The sequence below is a fragment of the Streptomyces sp. ALB3 genome (assembly GCF_044385685.1).
Lineage (GTDB): Bacteria > Actinomycetota > Actinomycetes > Streptomycetales > Streptomycetaceae > Streptomyces.
The window spans coordinates 1-20,436 of sequence record NZ_JBISCE010000045.1; the positions used below are offsets into that span (position 1 = coordinate 1).

17 protein-coding genes and 5 pseudogenes are annotated in these 20,436 nt (G+C 68.7%); 15 read left to right on the forward strand and 7 right to left on the reverse strand.

Annotated features, from left to right (window positions below):
* Positions 1-143: 143 nt before the first annotated feature.
* The 4 genes and pseudogenes from ACHFIV_RS29895 to ACHFIV_RS29910 all read left to right on the forward strand — a co-directional run bounded on the left by ACHFIV_RS29895 (position 144) and on the right by ACHFIV_RS29910 (position 4,199).
* Positions 144-470, forward strand: a complete 327-nt coding sequence (locus ACHFIV_RS29895; RefSeq protein ID WP_398975534.1) for a helix-turn-helix domain-containing protein — start codon at positions 144-146, stop codon at positions 468-470.
* Positions 471-844: 374 nt separating this feature from the next.
* Positions 845-1,590 (forward strand): annotated as a pseudogene (locus tag ACHFIV_RS29900) (transposase family protein); the annotation flags it as partial.
* Between the two features lie 69 nt (positions 1,591-1,659).
* Entirely contained in the window at positions 1,660-2,064 is a 405-nt protein-coding gene (locus ACHFIV_RS29905) for a hypothetical protein (protein WP_398975536.1), read from the forward strand.
* Positions 2,065-2,489: 425 nt separating this feature from the next.
* Positions 2,490-4,199 (forward strand): RecQ family ATP-dependent DNA helicase, encoded by a 1,710-nt coding sequence (locus ACHFIV_RS29910; protein ID WP_398975538.1) that lies wholly within the window; start codon positions 2,490-2,492, stop codon positions 4,197-4,199.
* Positions 4,200-4,250: 51 nt separating this feature from the next.
* Here the strand turns inward: ACHFIV_RS29910 and ACHFIV_RS29915 are convergent.
* Positions 4,251-4,808 (reverse strand): annotated as a pseudogene (locus tag ACHFIV_RS29915) (transposase); the annotation flags it as partial.
* On the opposite strand from ACHFIV_RS29915, the pseudogene ACHFIV_RS29920 reads away from it, so the two are divergent.
* From ACHFIV_RS29920 to ACHFIV_RS29935, 4 genes and pseudogenes are all read left to right on the forward strand, one after another.
* Positions 4,805-5,220 (forward strand): annotated as a pseudogene (locus tag ACHFIV_RS29920) (ISKra4 family transposase); the annotation flags it as partial. The pseudogenes ACHFIV_RS29915 and ACHFIV_RS29920 overlap by 4 nt on opposite strands.
* 112 nt (positions 5,221-5,332) lie before the next feature.
* Positions 5,333-5,866: a CbrC family protein gene (locus tag ACHFIV_RS29925; RefSeq protein WP_398975540.1), complete on the forward strand. Its 534-nt coding sequence runs from the start codon at positions 5,333-5,335 to the stop codon at positions 5,864-5,866.
* An 81-nt stretch (positions 5,867-5,947) separates the two neighbouring features.
* A complete protein-coding gene (locus ACHFIV_RS29930) occupies positions 5,948-6,568 on the forward strand; it encodes a hypothetical protein (RefSeq protein ID WP_398975541.1) in 621 nt (206 codons plus the stop codon).
* Complete coding sequence (locus tag ACHFIV_RS29935; protein ID WP_398975543.1) at positions 6,553-6,873, forward strand: hypothetical protein; 321 nt, start codon at positions 6,553-6,555, stop codon at positions 6,871-6,873. Before ACHFIV_RS29930 ends, ACHFIV_RS29935 begins: the two co-directional genes overlap by 16 nt.
* A 1,163-nt stretch (positions 6,874-8,036) precedes the next feature.
* Here ACHFIV_RS29935 and ACHFIV_RS29940 read toward each other — a convergent pair.
* Positions 8,037-8,771: a dienelactone hydrolase family protein gene (locus ACHFIV_RS29940; protein WP_398975545.1), complete on the reverse strand. Its 735-nt coding sequence runs from the start codon at positions 8,769-8,771 to the stop codon at positions 8,037-8,039.
* A gap of 682 nt (positions 8,772-9,453) precedes the next feature.
* The gene (locus ACHFIV_RS29945) at positions 9,454-10,158 is read right to left on the reverse strand and encodes a DUF4386 domain-containing protein (protein ID WP_398975547.1); all 705 of its coding nucleotides are present in this window, start codon (positions 10,156-10,158) and stop codon (positions 9,454-9,456) included.
* 115 nt (positions 10,159-10,273) lie between these two features.
* On the opposite strand from ACHFIV_RS29945, the gene ACHFIV_RS29950 reads away from it, so the two are divergent.
* Together ACHFIV_RS29950 and ACHFIV_RS29955 are read left to right on the forward strand one after the other, a co-directional pair.
* On the forward strand, positions 10,274-10,957 hold the full coding sequence (locus ACHFIV_RS29950; RefSeq protein ID WP_398975549.1) for a TetR/AcrR family transcriptional regulator: 684 nt from the start codon (positions 10,274-10,276) through the stop codon (positions 10,955-10,957).
* 326 nt (positions 10,958-11,283) lie between these two features.
* A complete protein-coding gene (locus ACHFIV_RS29955; protein WP_398975551.1) occupies positions 11,284-11,430 on the forward strand; it encodes a hypothetical protein in 147 nt (48 codons plus the stop codon).
* A gap of 859 nt (positions 11,431-12,289) precedes the next feature.
* Here ACHFIV_RS29955 and ACHFIV_RS29960 read toward each other — a convergent pair.
* Positions 12,290-13,081, reverse strand: a complete 792-nt coding sequence (locus ACHFIV_RS29960) for an MBL fold metallo-hydrolase (protein WP_398975565.1) — start codon at positions 13,079-13,081, stop codon at positions 12,290-12,292.
* Between the two features lie 93 nt (positions 13,082-13,174).
* Between ACHFIV_RS29960 and ACHFIV_RS29965 the strand changes: the two genes are divergently transcribed.
* The 3 genes from ACHFIV_RS29965 to ACHFIV_RS29975 all read left to right on the forward strand — a co-directional run bounded on the left by ACHFIV_RS29965 (position 13,175) and on the right by ACHFIV_RS29975 (position 15,348).
* Positions 13,175-13,783, forward strand: a complete 609-nt coding sequence (locus ACHFIV_RS29965; RefSeq protein WP_398975553.1) for an ABATE domain-containing protein — start codon at positions 13,175-13,177, stop codon at positions 13,781-13,783.
* 680 nt (positions 13,784-14,463) lie between these two features.
* Positions 14,464-14,622, forward strand: a complete 159-nt coding sequence (locus ACHFIV_RS29970) for a hypothetical protein (RefSeq protein ID WP_398975555.1) — start codon at positions 14,464-14,466, stop codon at positions 14,620-14,622.
* A 267-nt stretch (positions 14,623-14,889) separates the two neighbouring features.
* Complete coding sequence (locus ACHFIV_RS29975; protein WP_398975557.1) at positions 14,890-15,348, forward strand: DUF2690 domain-containing protein; 459 nt, start codon at positions 14,890-14,892, stop codon at positions 15,346-15,348.
* A 157-nt stretch (positions 15,349-15,505) separates the two neighbouring features.
* Here ACHFIV_RS29975 and ACHFIV_RS29980 read toward each other — a convergent pair.
* Positions 15,506-16,169, reverse strand: a pseudogene (locus ACHFIV_RS29980) (IS5 family transposase); the annotation flags it as partial.
* A 249-nt stretch (positions 16,170-16,418) separates the two neighbouring features.
* Here ACHFIV_RS29980 and ACHFIV_RS29985 point away from each other — a divergent pair.
* Together ACHFIV_RS29985 and ACHFIV_RS29990 are read left to right on the forward strand one after the other, a co-directional pair.
* A complete protein-coding gene (locus ACHFIV_RS29985; RefSeq protein ID WP_398975559.1) occupies positions 16,419-16,922 on the forward strand; it encodes an N-acetyltransferase in 504 nt (167 codons plus the stop codon).
* A 120-nt stretch (positions 16,923-17,042) separates the two neighbouring features.
* A pseudogene (locus ACHFIV_RS29990) lies at positions 17,043-17,291 on the forward strand (transcriptional regulator); the annotation flags it as partial.
* 182 nt (positions 17,292-17,473) lie between these two features.
* Here ACHFIV_RS29990 and ACHFIV_RS29995 read toward each other — a convergent pair.
* Both ACHFIV_RS29995 and ACHFIV_RS30000 read right to left on the reverse strand, forming a co-directional pair.
* The gene (locus tag ACHFIV_RS29995; RefSeq protein ID WP_398975561.1) at positions 17,474-18,028 is read right to left on the reverse strand and encodes a hypothetical protein; all 555 of its coding nucleotides are present in this window, start codon (positions 18,026-18,028) and stop codon (positions 17,474-17,476) included.
* A 484-nt stretch (positions 18,029-18,512) separates the two neighbouring features.
* On the reverse strand, positions 18,513-18,953 hold the full coding sequence (locus ACHFIV_RS30000) for a phosphatase PAP2 family protein (protein ID WP_398975563.1): 441 nt from the start codon (positions 18,951-18,953) through the stop codon (positions 18,513-18,515).
* Positions 18,954-20,436: the final 1,483 nt, after the last annotated feature.

A 20,436-nucleotide genomic window follows, 5' to 3' on the forward strand; every position in this document is an offset into this window, starting at 1 on the left:
CCCCCGACCCCAGCATTCAGGTCGGGCTCGCGGAAACAGAAGGCCGGCGCCGAACCAGGGCCGGCAGATGGTGTAGCAGTTCCTTCGGGGCCCCGGTGCCATGGCACCGGGGCCTCTCCACGCGTTCCACAAGAGAGGTGCAAGTGACAGCAGAGGTCTCTTACGGCCGTCTCGACGACGACTACCCCGCCTACACCATGGGCCGGGCCGCCGACATGCTCAACACCACACAAGGCTTCCTCCGCGCCATCGGCGAAGCCCGCCTCATCACCCCCCTGCGCTCCCCGGGCGGCCACCGCCGCTACTCCCGCTACCAGCTGCGCATCGCCGCCCGCGCCCGCGAACTCGTCGACGCCGGGACCCCGATCGAGGCGGCCTGCCGCATCGTCATCCTCGAAGACCAGCTCGAGGAAGCCCGGCGCATCAACGCCGAACACCGCCGCACCGCCGAAGCCACTGGCTCGAGTTGATGTAGATCGGTGCTCGTCCTGGACGACCTGGAGCAACCGGCCCGGACTCGTCTGGGACGAACGGCAGGGACGGCTCACCGCCACCTCCCGCCACCCCCTCACTCGGGGCGCAACCCTGCCTCCGCCCGGCGACGGGACCCGGTACCTGGCACAGGGCAGCGCACCCCTTCCAGCAGCCCTCGTCGCCGCTCTCCCCGCCTGCCAGCGGCGCGACACTCAGCTGGGGCTGCCAGGGTGGCTGAACTCGATTGCGCAATCTGCGCAACCAACCACTGACCTGCGGTGGTGATTTTCTGGGGTGAGCACGGTGAGCCGTGGTGAGTGGACACGACCTTGTGGTCAGTAAGCCCTCGGGTCCGTGGTGTGTTTCCGGTCGACTTCACCGGCGCCAGATCGGCTTCCGCTGGCGCTGCCTCACCTGTGGTCGGCAGGCCCTGCCCGTCCTCGCGCACCTGTGTTGCGGTGATACCTACGCCCGTCTCGCGGCGGGTTTCCACATCGGGGTCGCGACGGTCTACCGCTACATACACGAGGCCGTCGATCTCCTGGCCTCGCTCGCTCCGACGCTGGAGCAGGCCATGGAAACAGTCCGCAGGACGTACGTGATCCTCGACGGCACGCTCCTGCCGATCGACCGCATCGCCGCCGACCGCCCGTACTACTCGGGGAGGAAGAAGCATCACGGCATGAACGTGCAGGTTCTCGCCGACCCGGCCGGACGCCTGATCTGGGCATCGGACGCACTGCCGGGAGCCACGCACGACCTGACCGCGGCCCGGACCCCCGGCATCCCGGCCGCTCTGACCGCCGACGGCATCAAGTGCTGGGCGGACAAGGCGTATCAGGGTGCGAGCTCGAGCATCCGCGTCCCGTTTCGGGCAGAAACCTGCGCGGCTGGCGCCGGCGTCACAACCGGGACCATGCCAAGATCCGCAGCCTCGGCGAACGAGCCATGGCGATCCTGAAGAACTGGCGGCTCCTTCGGAAACTCCGTTGCAGCACTACCCGGATTACCATCAATGAAGCATGGATTGGAGTACGTATCGTCGCGGCGCTCTGGGCGCTTCTGGGATGGCGTTTCAAGGGTGTCGGCACCGACAGGATTCCTCCCCAGCGCTGAGAACTCCTACCGGAATGACACTTTGAGGTCGGCTCCTCGTCGTGGGATGCCGTCGGGCAGCATGGGGCGATGGACTTCGAACAGCCGTTGCCTCGCGAGCTGAAGGCTGTCGATTCGGCCTCGCTGTTCAGGCTGGAGGAGCGGGCGCGTGACCTCGGTCTGAGCCAACGGTTGGACCCGGCGTGGGTGCGCGCGAATGCGGCACCTGACGGTACCCACTATCTGTGGCCGGCCCTGTGGCACACCTTGTCCCACCGCCCGGACGCACCACGTCACGTGCGGTGGGAACTGCTGATCGCTCTGCGTACGGGAGACCGTGTGCTGAGCCTGCTGGATGTGATCCCTGACGACTTCGTCCCGCTCCCGAAGGTGACCTCGCGCGAAGAGGGTATGCAGGTCAGGCGGCTACTTGACCGTGCTCCTTCGGTGCGGGAGTGGCTACTGCGGGAGGGCGAGGGCCCGGGCCGCCTGTGACAGGCGTCGCCAGCAGATGAGTGCGCACCCGAGGGTGAGGAAGGCTTCGTGGATGTCGTCGCGGATCTCCCAGCGGCTCCGCAGGCGAGGGAACCAGTGCAGGTGGGCGAAGGCGCGCTCGACGAGCCAGCAGCGGCGGCTGCAGCACCGCCCACTCGCCGTCCGTGAGATCCCCCATTCTGAGCATGACCACAGTAACTGGTTAGTTGATCGAAGAGACACGGCCCAGAGCCGGCGGTCTCCACGCGAGCCGAGGAGCCGGGAGGGCCCGTAGAGGGCAGCGCCTTTTCGCCTGACTCATTTGAAGGCCGGCCGACGGGATCGGCCGCATTCGGTGCCGTGAGGTGGCGGACTCGGGGTAGTCGGAGGTCACTCGGACGGTGCTTTTGCCGCCCGGCCCGATCCCACAGCCCCAGAGGAGCACCATGTTCACCTTCAGCGCGTTGTCCCGGCGACTGCAGCGCAGTGCGCGCAAGGTGTTCGGATGGGAGCGGCTGCGCCCTGAGCAGTTGCGGGCGATGAAGTCGGTCATGGAACAGCGCGACACTCTCGTGGTGATGCCGACCGGCGCAGGGAAGTCCGCCGTCTACCAGGTGCCCGGGGTACTTCTGTCCGGCCCCACCGTCGTCGTCTCTCCTCTGATCGCCCTGCAACGGGATCAGGTGAGCGGCCTGTTGAGACGGGCTGGTGCGGACGCCGCGGCCGTGAACTCCACCCAGAGCCGCGGCGAGAACGACGCGGTGTGGGACCGGATCAGCGAAGGAGACGTCGACTTCGTCTTCCTCGCCCCGGAGCAGTTGGCCAAGGACGAGGTGGTCGAGCAGCTCGCGGTGGCACGGCCCGCGCTGTTCGTCGTGGACGAGGCACAGTGCGTGTCGACCTGGGGGCACGACTTCCGGCCCGAGTACCTGCGGCTGGGCCAGGTGATCGACCGGATCGGCCGCCCGCCGGTGCTCGCCCTCACGGCGAGCGCCGCCGCCCCGGTGCGGGCGGACATCGTCCAGCGGCTCGGCATGCGCGACGTGCGGGAGGTGGTCACCGGCTTCGACCGGCCCAACATCCACCTGGAGGTCGTCCCCTTCCGGGGCGCCGCCGACAAGCGCCGGGCGGTGGTCGAACGCGCCGCCGTCGAACCCAAGCCCGGGCTGGTCTACGTGGCGACCCGCAAGGAGTCCGAGGAGTACGCCCGCGAGCTGGGCGACCTGGGGCTGGGCGTGGCGGCGTACCACGCCGGCCTGCCCGCCAAGGAACGCGGCGCGGTGCACGACCGTTTTCTCGCGGGGGAGCTGGACGTGGTGGTGGCCACCTCCGCCTTCGGGATGGGCATCGACAAGCCGGACGTCCGGTTCGTGCTGCACGCCTCGGTGCCCGGCTCCCTGGACGCCTACTACCAGGAGATAGGCCGCGCCGGACGGGACGGGAAGCCGGCCCGGGCGATCCTTGCCTACCGGTCGCAGGACCTCGGCATGCAGCGGTTCTTCGCCGCCGGACGCCCCGACCCGGACACCGTCTACCAGGTAGCCGGCACACTGGAGGAACACGCTGGCCCGGTCCGGCCGAGCGATCTGCGCCGCGAGACGGGCCTGACGGCCAGTCGGCTGACAGCCGTCGTCAATCTACTCGAACAGGTCGAAGCGGTACGCACCACCGAATCGGGAGACCTGGAGACCACCGTCGCCGCCGATCCTGCGGAGGCCGCCCGCAAGGCCGTCGAACTCGGTGACGCACACCAGCAGCTGGAGCGATCGCGGGTCGACATGATGCGGGGCTACGCGGAGAACACGGGCTGCCGACGGCGGTTCCTGCTCGGCTACTTCGGGCAGGAACCGGAAGCCGGGGGGTCCTGCGGCTCCTGCGACCGCTGCGAGGCCGCCGCACTTTCCACGAATGGCCCGAAGGCGGTCGCGGGGGTGCTGGCCGGCACCGGCGGACCGGTGGCCCCGCAGGAGGTGAGCCGCGCCGACGACGCCCCGCACCCCTTCCGGCTCGGTGCCCGGGTCCGGCACGGTCAGTGGGGGGACGGCTCGGTGATGAGCCAGGACGGCCGTCGGCTGACCGTGTTGTTCGAGACGGCCGGCTACCGCACGCTCTCCCTGGACGTGGTCGAACAGAACGGCTTGCTGACGTTGCGCTGAGAGGGTGTTTCGTCTCGTTGTTTCATCCCGGATTGCGTGGTTGCGGGCGGTTCATGTGCCACGCCATGTTGGGGTGGATTCGGCGGTGAGTCTGCGGGTCATGAAGTTGATCACCGCGAGGTGGATCATGGCTTCGGACCGGTGTGGGTGGGCTTCGTAGTCGCGGGCCAGGCGTCGGTGGTTCTTGTGCCATCCAAGGGTCCGCTGCACGGTCCAGCGGCGGGGCAGAACTGCAAAGCCCCTGGTGGTGGGGTCGCGGCGGACGATATGCATGTCGATGCCGAGCGTGGAGGCGTGCTCGACGAGGTACTGGCGGTAGCCGCCGGCGACCCAGATTTTGCGGATGGTGGGATGCTCTGCGGCGATCTGTTCGATGAGGGTTCGGTCGGCGGTCGAGTCCTGCACCCTGACCGCGGTGACCAGCACTCCGAGGAGGAGCCCGAGGGTGTCGATGACGATGCTCCGTTTGCGGCCGACGATCTGCATGCCTGCGTCGATTCCTTGCCCGGAGGTAGGGACGTTGGTGGAGGTCTTGATGCTCTGGGAGTCGATGACGCAGGCGGTCGGTTCGTCGTCTCGGCCTTCCTGCCTGCGGACTTGGTCCCGAAGCCTGGGTCGCCGACCACCTGAGCGCGATCCTCGCAGGCCATGCCGCCCGCACCGCCGACCAGGTGACCGCCCAAGCCGACCGGGAACACCTGCCAGCCACCCGGCGCGAGGGCGTCGACGCCTGCCGCCGCTACCTGACCGGCCACCTCGACCAGCTCCGCTACGACACCGCACTCGACAACGGCTGGCCGATCGCACCGGCGCGGTCGAAGGCGCCTGCCGTCACGTGATCGCTGACCGCTTCGACATCACCGGCGCCCGCTGGGGTCTTCACGGAGCCGAAGCCGTCCTACGGCTCCGCACCCTCGTCGCCAACGGCGACCTCGACTCCTACTGGCACTTCCACGCCGCCCGCGAGCACGAGCGCCTCTACCTCACCCCCGACAAGCAGGACTTCAACCTCACCGCTTGATCACGAGCCTGCTTGCGGACAGACTGCGACTCATGAGGTTCACAGGCATGCGCGCCGGCACACAGACCACCGGCGCCGAGGCGGACCTCCCCATGCCCCGGCAGGCTCACCAGTGACTGCCGACCTGCCCAGCTTCCGCTACCATCCCGACCCCGTCACAGGCGGGTCCGTCCGTGAGAGTGCCGAGACCTGCGCCTGCTGCAACCGCAGCACGGGATGGATCTACACCGCCAGTTTCTACACGGCCCAGGTTGTCAGCGGGGGATTCTGCCCCTGGTGCATCGCCAACGGCAGTGCCGCTGAACGATTCGAAGGTGAATTCAACGACGCACACGGGCTCGACGGCGTCAGCGAGGAGACCCTGGTGCAGGTCACCCGCCGCACCCCGGGCTTCCACGCCTGGCAGGATCCGCACTGGCTTGTCCACTGCAACGACGCGGCCGCCTTCATCGGCGAGGTCGGATACACCGAGCTGGCAGCTCACCCCGAGGCACTCGACCAGCTTCGCCTCGACCTCCGAATGGATGGCTGGCACGACGCGCCCCAGCTCGAGAGCTTCCTGACCCACCTTGGCCAAGGGGCAAGCGCCATGCTCTTCCGCTGCACCGTCTGCGGCACCCACCTCGCCTACGCCGACGCTTCATAACCACCGCCCAGCGCAGGCGCACCCTTTCCCTTCAAAGGAACTACACCCAAATCATTCGACGGCGTCGGGAGAATGCCTGGCATGGGTACAGACATAAGCGGCTTCCTCGAGTATCGGGTGCCGCAAGACGATCAGGAGCCGCTCTGGTACAGCTCACACGGCCTCAGCTCCCTCAACGATGATGTCCGTGACTACGACGCGTTCGGTTGTCTCTTCGGGGTCCGCAACTATGCGAACTTCCGTCCTTTGGCCGCAGCCAGGGGGTTCCCCGGCGATGCCTCGGCCACCGTGAGTGCGCGGTTCGCCGAGCTGACCGAGTGGTACGGCGAAGACGGCTTCCACAGCACCACGTGGATCACGTGGGCCGAGGTGAAGGCCGTCGACTGGAATGAGCTCGCAGAGAAGCCCGACAGCCGGCTTCACCAGTACCGTCAGACTTCGACCGGGCTCAGGATGACGGGCAAGTCCTCCTGGAGCCGTGTATTCGCCGAGGCTGTCGGTATCGAAGTGGGTGAGGCACGGGAGTGGCCCGAAGGAAGTGAGTGGCTCGTCGGTGACACTATCTACAGGTCAGCCACCATCCGCCGCAGAGAAGCCGTCACCGAAACCGGCGAGTGGCAACCCGTCTGGGAAGCCATGAAGGAACTCGCCGAACAGCACGGTGACGACAACGTGCGTCTCGTCGTGTGGTTCGACGACTGAGCAGGACACTGCGACCGCGCATCGCCGCTGGACGCGTCCAGGCGCCCGCCCGTCCGGAGGACCTGCGGGCCGCCGAGGTTGCGGCCGCGCTGGACCTGCTGGACGGCCTGTGGCGGGCCCCGCTCCGGCTTGTGATTGGCCACCGGGTGACCGCGTATGTCACCACTTTTGTGCTGGTCCTCGTCACCAACAAGGCACTGGTGCTGAGCGGGGCTGTTTCCTGCAGCGTGTGGGGCTGGATCTGGTTCGCGCCCCTCCTGCTGGCCGAATCGAAACTCAAGCTGGCCCGGCGGCTGGCCCGGTAGCGGGTGATCGCCGCGATCGAGGCCCGGCACGCCCGGGCCGCCGCCGACTAGGTTCCAACAACGCACGCGTGGCCTCTTGTGTGCAACGAAGGTCTCGATCAGCAGGGCCGGACGGACCCGGCGGCGTAGGCCGCCTCTTCGACGGGGCCCAGTCCGGTCGCCGCAGCAGAGACTGTGGACACCCTCACGCTTCCTGGCGGACCGCTCCCACCTACTTGGGCTGAACCCGCGCAGGAGGATCGCCGTCCCCGGTCCCGGCCGGTAGAGGCGTACCCCGCCGGGGACACGGGCGCTGCGCAGCACGGGCACACCGCCCACCCGGCCGCGCGGGTCCTCACCAGCGTCCTGGACATCGCTGACCCGACATACAGGAACTCGACCCAGCGAGCCCAGCATCCGGCCCCCCACCGCGGTCACCCGTACGGGCCCCGTCCCGGCCTTGTCAGCCCCCGGTGCCCGGGGGAGTGCCCGACCATGGCGAACGGAGCCCGGCCGGGCGCCCTTCGCACGTCGACCGGCCGGGCCGCACCACCGGCACCGCGCCCTGGTCACGATGCCGATCATCACGCCGAATCCGGTCGGCTCACCGCGGTCGCGTTGGACGGCCCGGTTCCTGGAGGCGATCCCGCGCATGCGGCCGTGCCCCAGGCCGTACGCGCGGGGTCCACGCTGCTCACCCACGGTCGTGCGGGCGCCGCCCGGCCATGCCGTCGCTCAGTAGACGCGTGGCGAGCTCAGCAGCCGGCCCTACGTAGTCATCCGCCAGGTGAGGGACGGCCCGCATCGGTCGGGCGGATACTCCTTCTCCTCGTTGTCGGCTGACGCCGCCGGCCTGTGCAGGATCTCGCGGCCCGTGTCCTGCGGCGCCCCGTTGTCTCACGCCGAGTCCAGCCGTCCAGTCTCACGATCGTGTCCAATTCCTCGGAACGGTCGGGAGGCGAGCACCTGTCCTGTCGTGCTGCGGCTGTCAGATGGTGGGCCGCTGACGAGCCGGGATGCCAGGTTGCTTGCGACCGCGGAGGCTCGAGGTGTCTCAAGCGACTTGGCGTTTACGGAAGTCTCGTTCGCGATAGAGGCGGGCCACTGCCCTGGAGACATCGGTGTGGCCCGCCATGCCGTTTGCTGGTTTCGGCCGCTTCAGCCCTGGTTTCCGGGTTGGAGCCTCAGCTGCTGGCCAGGGTGCGGTCCAGGAGGGGAAGCAGTCGATCCCAGTGGCGCTTCAGCCCGGAAGCGCTGAAAGCGTCGGTGTCGGACATGGTGAAGCCGTGGGTGGTGCCGGGGTAGATCTCGGAGGTGTAGCCGACGCCTGCCGCGCCCAGGGCCTGGTTGAGCTCGCCGAGGGCCTCAGGTGTCATGTCGCCTTCGGCGTGGCCGAGGTGGACCTGGGCGGTGAGCCTGGAGAAGAGGTTGGCCCCATCGACACCGACGGGGCCGTGGAACGCGGCGACGGCCGCCACGTGGTCGGGGTGGGCCGCGGCGGTGCGCATCGCGTAGAGGCCGCCTATGCAGTAGCCGGTCACCGCGACCGGTCCGGCGCTGACCTCGGGCTGGGTGGTGAGGAAGCTGAGGTGGGCGTCGGCGTCGCTCAGGACACGTTCGGCGGTGTGCGCCTCGATCATGGGCATCAGCTGGGCGAAGACCGCGGACCGGGCCTCTTCTCCGATGTAGTCGGGAAGCTCCACCAGCGGTGCCGGGCCGTGCCGGTAGAAGGAGTTGGGGACGAGTACGTAGTAGCCGTGCCCGGCCAGTTCGCAAGCCATCGCCCGCAACGCGGGCCGGATGCCGAAGCCGTCCGCGTACATCAGCACCCCTGGGTGCCGCTCGCTGTGGTCGGGGAAGGCGGCGAAGGCGTCGGCCTGGCCGTCCGTGGTCGGAATCCGCAGCGTTTTGGTGCGCATGAATGCTCCTGTCGTGGTTGATGTGCAGAGCCTGTGATCAACACGACGGAGGCGGTGCCCGCGCAGCAGCGCAAGAGCCTTGATCAAAAAGCGGGCCCGAACCAGCCCGTACGGCGCTCAGAAGAGCCCCGGGTCACCGATCCGTGTGTGGCGCAAGGCCGTCCCGGTATTCATAGCCGCACAGCGTAGCCCACCGGATATGAGCCGACGCCAGCACTCCAGCTCGTCACATCGGCCCACGCGCCCTGCGCAGTCGTGAGAATCAACCCGCCCGCTCCAGCGGCAGCGCAGTGCGGGGGCATGCGCGTTGAGGGTCAGGTAGGCCTCGGTCGCGTGGGAAGAAGGTCTCGCGGCGGCGCGCGGGTAGGCCGGGACGAGCGGGACTGGACTGCCGCCTGACCCTTGCGGGACGCGCACTCCGGGCAAGGACGGGGCGCGGGAGGGCAGGCGCCTGCGGCAAGCGCCTGCCTGAGGTGGCGATGCTCGGATGCGGTGCTTTCGCGTCCGAGTTGGTCCTCCTCATCCCGGTTGTTCGTCATGCCTCCGGTACTGACCACGCCAGCGGCTGCTGATGCCTTTCGAGCGCGTGTCGGTCGTTGTTTCTCGCAGATCATGACGTTTCCCTGCCCGGGCAGGGCTGGTGCGTCCCCCGGACGGCTCTGTCGTCAAGCTCGGGCCGGTCTCACCGACGGACACCTGCCGGATCAGCTACCTCTCCGTCTGCCCGGGACGCGGCGCCTGAGCCGGGCCCGAACCCCTTGGCGATCAGCCACCCGGCCAGCCCCAGCTCCCACGCGAACACCGGGAGTGCGGCGGCCGCCCCCGCCACGGAGAGCTGCGGGTAGGCCCCGAACATCACGGCGACGGCCGAGGCGCAGATCAGCGGCCCGCCAACCAGGCCGAGCACGGCGATGAAGCGCGGCACGAGCCGTGTGCGGTACGCGAGGTAGGCAAGCAGGACGCTGTTCAGGCCGAGGGCGATGTTGGGTCCGAGCAGGAACGTCCAGTCGTGCACGGCCACCAGCGCGACGTCGGCGCCTGCCGCCGCCTCCGTGTCCCGCCGCAGGGTGACGAGCGCCAGGACGGCGACGATCCCGAGGGTGATGACGGCCGCCTCCAGCAGCCGCCCGAAGGCGTACCCGAGCGCGAGCCCCTCGCCGTGGCGCCGCAGGACGGGGAACAGTGCCGCCCCGGTACCGGCCACCGCCACCACCAGCACCACCTCGCAGAGCACCCCGAGCAGCGCCCGCATGTCGGCGCTCTGCGCCAGTCGGCCGTCCGCCGCTCCGAGCAGGGGCCGGTACAGAACGGCCCCTGCTATCGCGGCGGCCTCGGTCAGCAGGAACAGCGACCCGGTGGCCACCGCGGTTCTTCGATCCGGACTCATCTTCTCGGTACCTCTCGCTCGATGGTGGTGTACGCCGTACACCTGGCGGAGCATAGGTGTACGGCGTACACTCGTCAAGGAGAGGGCGTTGTCAAGGAGGAAGGGGCCGACCGGAGTGACCCGACAGAAAGCCACACACACGCATCGGACCCCTCTGAACAAGGACCGCGTCCTGCGCGCCGCCGTCGCGCTCGCCGACGCCACCGGCATCGACGCGCTCAGCATGCGCAGGCTCGCGCAGGAGCTGGACGTCGTACCGATGGCCCTCTACAAGCACGTGGCCAACAAGGAGGAGCTGCTCGACGGCATGGTCGACGCAGTGGTCGGCGAGATCGACCCGCCGGCTGCGGGCCCCGACTGGCGAAGCGTGGTCCGCGGGCGGATCCTCACGGCCCGGCGGGTCCTGCTGCGCCACCCCTGGGCGGCCCGGGTCATCGAGTCGCGGACCGGCCCCACCCCGGCCGTGCTGGCGTATCTGGACTCCATGGCCGGGAGCTTCCGGGGCGGTGGCCTCTCCGCCGACCTTACGCACCACGTCATGCACGCGATGGGCAGCCGCCTGCTCGGCTTCAGCCAAGAACTGTTCGACACCTCGGGCCCCTCCGGCCCGCCGGGCCCCGAGCTGGCGGGGCGCTACCCGCACATCGCGGAGCTGGCCGCGACGGCCGTCCATGACGGGGGCTCCCCGGTCGGTGGCGGCTGTGATGACCAGTTCGAGTTCGAATTTGCCCTCGACCTCCTCCTGGACGGCTTCGAGAGCCTCCGTGGCCAGGGCTGGACGTCCGCACGGAAGGTGTAGCGGGTGCGGAGGGCTGATTCAGCGTCGAAGGGGTGAGGGAAGCCCGGCCGAGCGCAGAACTCGAGGGCGATCCCTCGGGTGAGGCGGAACAGGCACACGCTGACAGCCGCACAGGGGGAGGGCTCGCACCTGTGCGGCGCGGATGCGATCTCTCGGTTTGGTGTCGGTGGCGGTGAGAGTCGGTCGTGCTGGTTCAGGGACTGGTGCTTTGATGCTGGTCAATGGGTGTTTGTGGACGGGTGGATCGTTGTCATGAGGCGAGAGGTTGACGGGCGGTGTCGCTGGGGATGGGCTTTGGCATGTTCAATGCCCACGGGGTCCCTGGCGTGGACGTGTTGGGTGCGGCGATCGAGGTCCCCGGCCACTGGACCTTCCAGATCATCGAGGCCTTCGACGGGTCTTACTACCGCCTGTTGCTGACCTGGAGTACCGACTGGTGCAAGACCTCGGCCGAGGCCTCGAGGCCGTGCTGAGGCAGGCGCGCAGGCCCACGGGTGGCGTTCTGCAAGACACCGATGGGCGCCGCTGGCGGTGTTGGAGGTGGGTGCCGTCTGGCGCATGTGGACCCGGGGCGGTGACCGCTCCGTCGCCGATTGCGGGTCAATGAACGAGCCGGCGGTCTCGGGTCCTGCGCGTCACCCTGCCCCGCTCTACGAAGGCGCAGGGCTGAGCGATCAGCTGGGTACATCCACAAGCGGCCCTTGCTGCCGGACCAACTGCCTCGCTGTCGCCACGGGTGATGGTGGTGGGGAAGGCGGTCTCAGGGGCGAGATGTCGACTCCGTCGGTGCCTTGTGAGTGTGGGGGCCGTTGGGCGCGGCAGACGATGTGGGTCAGCTGGACGCCATATGGGGCGAGATTATTCAGGACATCGGCAGGCACCGCCTGGGACGCAGTCAGCAAGTCCCAGACGCCGCGCACGGTGGTCCTTCGGCTGGACAGGTCCCGCGACGCTTGCCCTGCCCATCCGGCGGGGTTGATCTCGGCGCGGGTTTCGCGGACTGTGCTCTCCATCGGCCATCGCATGGAGAGCGCAGGCGGACCGGGGCTACGAGGGGTGGATCATTGAGTCTGGCCTTCCCTTCGGTCCTTGGTCCCCGGTCCGGCCCGTGTGCCCGCGTCCGGTGACGGTCCGCTTCCGATCATGTCCCGATCCGGACGCTGCGCCGGGTGTGGCTGCGGGGGAGCCGGCTGTGAGCTGGTCCATGATGTCGGCCGGGTTGCGGTTGGCCCCCTTCTCGTTGATCTTCCCGTCCTTGGACGTGAACAGGTTGAACATGGGAAACCGTACGTGCGCTACACGTGGGGGATGCCGTAGGAGTCGCCGCCCTGGTCAGGCGAGCTGCGCCCAGTCCTGGTCCAGGCGGTCGGTCAGGCCCGCGGCGGCGAAGGCGGCTTCCAGCTCGTCGCGGCCCTCGGTGAAGTGGGCCCAGCTGTCGTGGTGGGCCGGGACGACGCGGCGGGCGTCAAGAATCCGGGTGGCCTCGGCCGCCTGCGCGCTGTCCAGGACGACCGGCCGGCCGTCGAAGAGCATGGGGAAGCGGGGTGCTCCGGCGAACAGGAGGGCGGTGTCGATCGGGGCGAAGCGGTCGGCGATCTCCCTGACCGCGTCGAGCGAGGCGTTGTCGCCGCTGACGTAGACCGTAGGCAGGCCCTCGCCGGTCAGGACGAAGCCGACGACCTGGCCGGTGAGGGGCTCGATCTCCTCGCGCGGTCCGGGACCGTGGATGGCGGGGACTCCGGTCACCGTGATGGTGCCGCCGCCCGGACGCTCCAGCTCGACCGTCTCCCAGTCGGCCAGGCCCTTGGCCTGTGCTCCGAGGCGCTCGCCGCCGGCGGGGGTGGTGAGGGTGAGGGGGACATCGGTGAGCAGGGCGCGGCCGGAGGTGTCGAGGTTGTCGGCGTGCTCGTCGTGGGAGAGCAGGACCACGTCGACGGGGCCGAGGTCGGCGGGCGTAGCGGTGGAGGGCGCCGTCTTGACCAGGGTCGGGCCACCGGGTGCGGGGTAGTCGCCGGGGCCGTCGAAGGTGGGGTCGGTCAGGAAGCGCAGGCCGCCGTACTCGAACAGGGCGGTCGGACCGCCGAACGTGCGGACCGGGAACTGGCCGGCGTGCAGCTGGGACATCACGTCTCCGTTTCTCACGAAAAAAACCTTCAGTTAACGTGATCCCAGGCTAAGCAGGCATCACGTTAAAACGCAAGCGCTACCATGAGAGGCATGGATGAGACCCTGGCCGCCGACCTGGCACCGACCGTTCTGCCCCCGGCACCAGGGGCCGACCGGTACCGCTCCCTGGACTTCGCCGACACCGCCGCCACCCTGCCGGCCGGCCAGAGCTACGACCTGCTCGCCGCCCCGGAAACCGCCATGCACTGGCTCGCCGTCCACGACCTGACCACTCCGGACGTGCAGCTGTACGAGGTGTGCGCACAGCGGATGCGCACGCTGCGCGCCCACGTCCGCGCCCTGTTCGCCGCCCGCGTCGGGGCCACCACCCCGCCCGAGGAATCCCTGCGCGCGGTGAACGAGGCCCTCACGGCCGTGCCCACCGCCCCCCTCCTTGCCTGGGACGGGGCCCGAGGGCTGCGCCGCGTCCAGGCGCACCCCACCGACCAGGCCGTCAACCACGCACTGGCGATCCTCGCCGCCGACGCCGCCGACCTGCTCACCGGTCCCGACGCCGGCATCCTCGCTTCCTGCGGATCAGCCCCCTGCGACCGGTTTCTCCTGCGCACCCACGGCCGGCGCCACTGGTGCTCCACACGCTGCGGCGACCGTGCCCGCGCCGCCCGCGCCTACGCACGGCGCAGCGGCACCTCGGGCTGACGCACCCCCCCGGCCCCCTCCTGCGGACCGCCCGGGGGTCACACGAAGCGCCTTCAGCTGGCGGCTTCCAGTTGCCGACCGCCAGCCGTGCATCCGATCACTGAAGATCACTGCTCTGACTCGGGCTCCCTCGCAAACGTTCCATTGCGCGAGCAAGATCAATCCCGGGCCTACCTCCGGACCCCCGCCAATCCCGGATTCGCTCTCAAAATCCTTTCTCGCTCAAGAGCGTCGGTCGCCCCGTTCTGCAACTTACCTGCGTGGTGCGAAAGTCCGGGCCCATGACGGTCCCTCGGCATCCTTCCTCGACCGTCCGACCGGTCGGACGCGGACGACGTCGAACAGCACGCCTGTCCGAAGTGCGACGCACGACCCGGCTCGCCCTGCCGCTCACGCGGCGGCGTGGCCGTCTCCGCCCACCACACCCGCCGCTTCACCATCGTTCCCCGGCTGAGGAAGGCGCTGAGGGCCTCCATCCCCGACCGACCGCGGCCCGGGCAGGCCGTGGCGGCCGGGCGCGCCGCCGTCGGCGCCGATCGACCCGGACCTGCCGAGCGCGGGCACTCGCATCAGCTCCGCCCGCTGCTCGACCCTTGGGCAGGAACTCCAATCCCAGCTCGACGCGCCCACCAAGCACGTCATCCCAAGGGACAAGATCTTCAGCGCGAAGATCAGCACCCATGTGCGGGTCCGGGGAGGCCCTTCGTGCGGCGCGGGAGGTCAAGGCACACTGCCTGGTCATCTTCACCGTGTACGAGATGAAGCGCCTCGGCCGCGACGCTGCCGCACTCGCCGACCACCTCACCGCCCACGGCCTGGTCCTGGAGATGCTCGCCTGACCTCTGTCCGACATCTCCGACCCCACCGGTTCTTCGCGGCCCGGCGGGTCAGCCGGTCCCACGCCTGCGCGGTCGGGACGCCGCAGGTATGACGCAGTGACCGGCACGACCCGTTCACCTCTGCCTACGGCATATGGCCTGAAAAACCCTTCGTGCTCATGACCAGTCCCCTGTTGGCTGACACGAACCGATACCTGCGCTGTCTACCCAAACTGAGGGGCTATGGGAAGAATCGGACCGCGAGTACTGACCGTAACCGCGCTAGTCATGAGCGCTGTCATGCTGTCGATCACAGGCGCCGCCGCTGCGCCCTACGACCCCTACACGGGGACGAACCCGTACACCACCGGGTGCGCGGCTGACGCGGTCACCATCGGCACCCGCCAGATCCGCAGCCCTCAGGCGGTGTTCGGAACGATGGAGGTGCGCTACTCACCGAGTTGCCAGACCAACTGGGTGCGTGCCGTCATGAGTGTCTCCAACGGCTCGAACGTGGTCACCAAGGGTATCCGGCGTATTTCCAGTCAGCCTGACGGGCAGGGCGGCTGGCTCGGGTTCTACGAGAACTACGAGTACGACCCGGCAACCGGTAGCTCATTCGGCATGCAGGTCTTTGCTCCGGGCGCCACGTGCATCACGGCCATGGCCGTCGTGCGTAACGCATCCGGTCAGCCAGTCGCCTTCACCGGAGCGAGCGCGAGCAATGCGTGGGAAGGTTTCTGCTGAGAGACCTCCTTGCCGGGCGGTGCAGCGCACGCCAACTCCCGAAGCGCCGACCGCACCAGCACCAGCCGCCCCCGATCGCTCGCCGAATTCACCGCACGCACCCCGGCCCTTGCCGACACAGGACGCGAACTCCTCGCCAGGCTCGCTCTTCTAGGTCCTAACAAAGGCGTTGGGAGTGGCGGTGAGTGATGAGGCAGGTGGCTAGGCCGAGGAAGGCTTCGTGGATGTCGTCGCGTCGTTCCCACCGGACACGGAGACGTCGGAAGCCGCGGAACCAGGCGATCGTGCGCTCGACAACCCAGCGATGAATCCCGAGGCTGGAGCCGTGCGCTACTCCGCGGCGGGCGATGACTGGTTTGATGCCCTGCGCCCAGACCAGGCGGCGGTACTTGTCGTGGTCGTAGCCGCGGTCCCCAAGCAGGACGTCAGGCCGTCGACGTGGCCGTCCCACGAGCCCTGGGACCGACGGGATCTTGGCGACAGGGGCATCAGTTGGGTGACGTCGTTGCGATTTCCGCCGGTCAGGGACACTGCGAGCGGGATGCCCTGACCGTCGACGAGGATGTGGTGCTTGCTGCCCGGCCGCGCGCGGTCGACCGGGCTGGGGCCGCTTCCGGGCCGCGCCGAGCGGCCCGGACATGGGAAGAGTCGATCACCGCCCGCGACCAGTCGAGCTGTTTCGCCGCTCGCAGCCTGGCCAGCAGCACGACGTGGAGTCGGTGCCAGACGCCGACCTCATTCCAGGCAGCGAGCCGACGCCAGCAGGTCATGCCCGAACCTAAGCCCAGCTCCTGCGGCAGGTACTCCCACTGAATGCCGGTATGCGTCCGCAACTATGCGAACTTCCGTCCTTTGGCCGCAGCCACGGGGTTCCCGCCGATGCCTCGGCCACCGTGAGTGCGCGGTTCGCCGAGCTGACCGAGTGGTACGGCGAAGACGGCTTCCACAGCACCACGTGGATCACGTGGGCCGAGGTGAAGGCCGTCCTGCCCGGCATGAGAGCAGGGCCTGGCGGTATACGGGGAAAATCCAGGGGAGCGGACGGCCGCGCGCTGCTACGGTCGGGCGCCATGAGCTGGCTTCCCAATGACTTCGTCCACCCTGTCCTGGTACCGCTGCCGGGTGGTGGTCATCACCTGCGGCCGATCCGGGAGGCGGACACCCCACTCGATTATCCGGCTGTGATGGGTTCGCGGGAGCGGCTGTGGACCATCTTCGGCTCGGCCTGGGGCTGGCCCGCGGCCACCATGACCTACGAGGCCGACCGGGCCGACCTGTTGCGGCACGAGAAGGAGATCGCCGCACACCAGTCCTTCAACTACGGGTTGTTCGACGCGGAGGAGACAGCTCTGCTCGGCTGTGTCTACGTCGACCCACCGGAGAGGGCCGGCGCGGACGGCGAGATCTCCTGGTGGGTGGTGGACGATCTGGTGGGCAGCAAGGTCGAGCATGCCCTCGACGCGCTGGTGCCGCAGTGGATCGCCGCCGACTGGCCGTTCGAGCAGCCGCGCTTCCTCGGCCGCGAGATCTCCTGGTCGGACTGGCTCGCCCTGCCGGAGCATCCCGACACGTAAGTGGTTGTTGCCCGTACCGATCTCGAAGGCTGTCGATTGAGCAGGAGTCTCGATCGGGTGAAGGAGTATCCGGATTGCGGCGACAACACCTCGACGTTCACGTGGGTCAGGTTCCCGTGGCTCAACAACCAGGGCCGCGGAACCCGGGTCGAGATCAACCCCGTGGACCAGGCCCGTGTGGAAGGCAAACGGCAGCGGGACCTGTCCAGCCGCAGCCTCAACGTGCGCGGGGTCTGGGACCGCGCCGTCGACGCTTGGATGGCTGACGACGTGGACGAGCTGGACGCCATCTGGGACGAAATCATCCAGGACATCGGCACCGACTGGGACGCCTACAGCAACGTCTCCTCCATCGGCTGGGCCGCTTGAGAGCCAGGAGCGCCCCCGTCCCCGGCATTGGACCTGCCGGGGACGAGGTGCAGCGCATCGTAGCCAAGGGCTGCCTGTGAAGAAGCGCTGAGACGAGAGCAGGCAGTTCCGGAGCACCGGGACTATCCCGGCCGGTGAGCGCGGCAGATGGCGACAACACTGGCGCGGGAGCTGCGGCGTTCTCACAGTGAGGTGATCTCCAGAGTGGACAGGGCGTAGAGGCTGGGAACGTTTCCGAGGCCAAGGGTGCAGGTGGTTACCGTCAGAGCCGGTGCCACCGTCGTTCGGACCACGGTGTCTCCCTGGAACAGCCCGGCTGTCACGGTGCCGGTTGCGGTGGTGATGAGGGCGGCGCCGATGATCGTCGCCGTCGAGTTGAGGGACAGCGTGCTGGTCTCCCCGGTGTTCCAGGTGATGGTGGTGGTCGTGGAGGAGGCGGTGAGCAGATCCGAGCAGTCGAGAAGCAGTGAGGTCGGTGGCCTGGACGACGACCCGGAGGTCACATCGGGGCGCGACAGGGAAACGCAGGGGCCAAACTGCGCTGACCCTGTCCTCGTCACGAGGGCGGGGGTGTTGGTCAGCGGCGGACTGAATGTGGTGCTGTTGCTGCTGGGCGGGGTGCAGGTGATGTCGAGCAGCCCGGTGGGCGCGGCACTGGCCGGCGCGGCGAAAGTAAGCCCTCCGGCGAGGAGGCAGACCACGGCCAGGAGAGTGGACAACCGGGGTCTGCGGGTCATGCTGACGCGTAGGGAACGAAGCACGTGCATACCTTCTTCCGATGCCGTGCGGTGCCGTGACTCCGTTTCGGCGGCGCCCTCCGGGCGCGAACTCGGCAAGCTGTACACGCCTTCGCCACAGTCCCGCTGATCTCGACGGCCCGTCATGGGCGCCGGTCCGTGAAACTCTTCCATCCTGCGCACTCCGATATGAAGGCAGCCATAGCCCGAAACGGCCGCGCACACACTGGTCCCTACGAGAGCGCCCCGTGGGAGGCGCACACACGGGTGGGAAGCGGTCCGGTGCGCCACTCGCATCCGAAATTCGAAAGCAGCCGGATGCGGGCGTTAACCCTCGGAGGCCGGACCGGCTTGAGGGTTCTTCGTTCCCTTCGCCGGGGTACGAACGGCTAGGAGGCCGGTTACGGACCGAGGCGCTGTGCGATTGGCTGGGGCGTGACGAGTCAGCCTCCCGAAGCGGTGCTGTTCCTTCGGCGGCATCGCACTATGTGAGGCGTACGTATCGACGTAGCACGCCGGGCAGGTGGCGGATGGTCCAGGTGCTGGCCAGGCCGATCGCGGCCCCAGCGGCGACGTCGCTGGGGTAGTGGGCGCCGCTGTGAACGCGTTCGACCGCCACCATCGCGGCAGGGACCGCGCAAGCCGCGCCAACGAAGGGCCAGGTGAGGGTCACCGCTGTGGTGAAGGCCGTAGCGGCAGCGGTGTGTCCGGAGGGGAAGGACGATGAGTTGTCGTGGGGGACCCACTCCTTGGGAGGCCGGGGCCGTTCTACCAGCTGCTTGCAGGCTGCGTTGGAAAGTAGTTGGGCCATAGCCATGGCGGCCAGACCGGAAAGGGCGGCTCGGCGGCCGCGCCGACCGCCGAGCACGGCCAGGGCCGCGGCGGTGCCGCACCACAGCTTGGTGTGTTCTGCCGCTTCTTCCACGAGGGACAAGGAGTGTCGATCGTGCGGGTGTCCCAGCCAGCCGCCCGTATCGTCAGCCGCCGGTCCAGCGTGCGTACCGTCTGCATATTCAGCATGATTTACGTGTATGTCCGTTCATATGCGTCCCACACCCGCCTATGGCCCCTTCGGGGTCATCGAGTCTCGCCCACGCGCTGTACTCGTGTCAGGGTCACCGCCCACCTGACCCTTGGCGGGTCGGCCGACGTGTCCAGCGCCCACCGGCCCGCTTCCTGGTCCGGGCCTGAAGCGCTTCCCGCCAGCCCGAGCCCCGCCATCGGCCGAAAAAGCGCCTGCACCCTCAGGGTGGCTGGCTCTAATCGCTGCGCCATGGGCGACGAGTGCCCTGTCCGCCTCCCGTAATGCGGTGGGCAGGTGACGTGATGTCGTTCGCAGTGGGTTGATCGCGCCGCGGCCCCGGTACAGGCGGCTGTCCCGGCGCACCGTCGGCAGGCCACCCCCCGTCTGCCGCACCGGACAACCGAAGCGCTCATCGGCGGCGTCACCGGCACTCTGCGGCGTCCGCAGGTCCTGCTGGGCCGCCGCTACGACAGCACCGGCCGCCCACGCCTCATCGGCCGGAACAACGGCGCCCCCCTGGAGCCGGTCCTCGTTCAACCCGTCCTCGTCGCGGAGATCGGCCCCGAAGTGTCACAGGACCGCAGAGTGTGGCGCCATCCGCTGCGTTACGAACGGATCCGTCTGGACGCCCCCGCAGCTGACGTTCCGCCCTTCAGTGAGACGTAGTAACAGTGGCAGCTCTTCGGTTCCGCGTATCACTGGGAGCACTTGCCACCCTCGTCATGCCTCGCCTACACCCTGAACCGTTTCGCGCACCCGCCCCGCCTGGCCGGGCGGATCCGGCCCCATGGGCCGTCGGTTGTGATCGGAGGTGGCGCGAACGAAGGGAAAGGCCGGCATCGCGAACCCCTGGCCCGGTGCACAAGGGTGCCCGGACGAGGGAGGTGAGTGGTCCTGGCGTTCTGCCGCCGGACACAGAGCGCACTCTGGTCCTGTTCGCGAGAAGGGCGACTACCTCGCTGGCGCGAGAGCGAAAATCTGTGCTGGACGGAGTAGACATTGGATGGTGGTGTGGCTATGGTTTCTCTCGCAGCCAGAAGGACAGCAGGGCCGGGCAGAGACGAACTGCCTGGCAGCAGTACAGGTAGTTGCAGTTCGCAGGACGGTGCGGTTGCGGAGTTTCGAAGCCAGGGTTTGTGCAGGACGGCGACGGGACTGGCGACCGGGCCGGGCGGCCCGCAGTGATCAGGGGCAGCCATGAGCAGGACCGCAGTCAACGCAGTAGTAGTGCAGTACGTAAGTGGTACCTCGGTGAAGGCGTCAGCTGCGGGCGCGCGCATCGGGAGGTTCGGCAGTGGGGTTCTAAGCCAGAGCAGACGCAGGACGGGCGACGGGGCTGGCTGCCGGAGAGGGTGGCGCTCTCACAGGCCCCCCAGTAGTACGC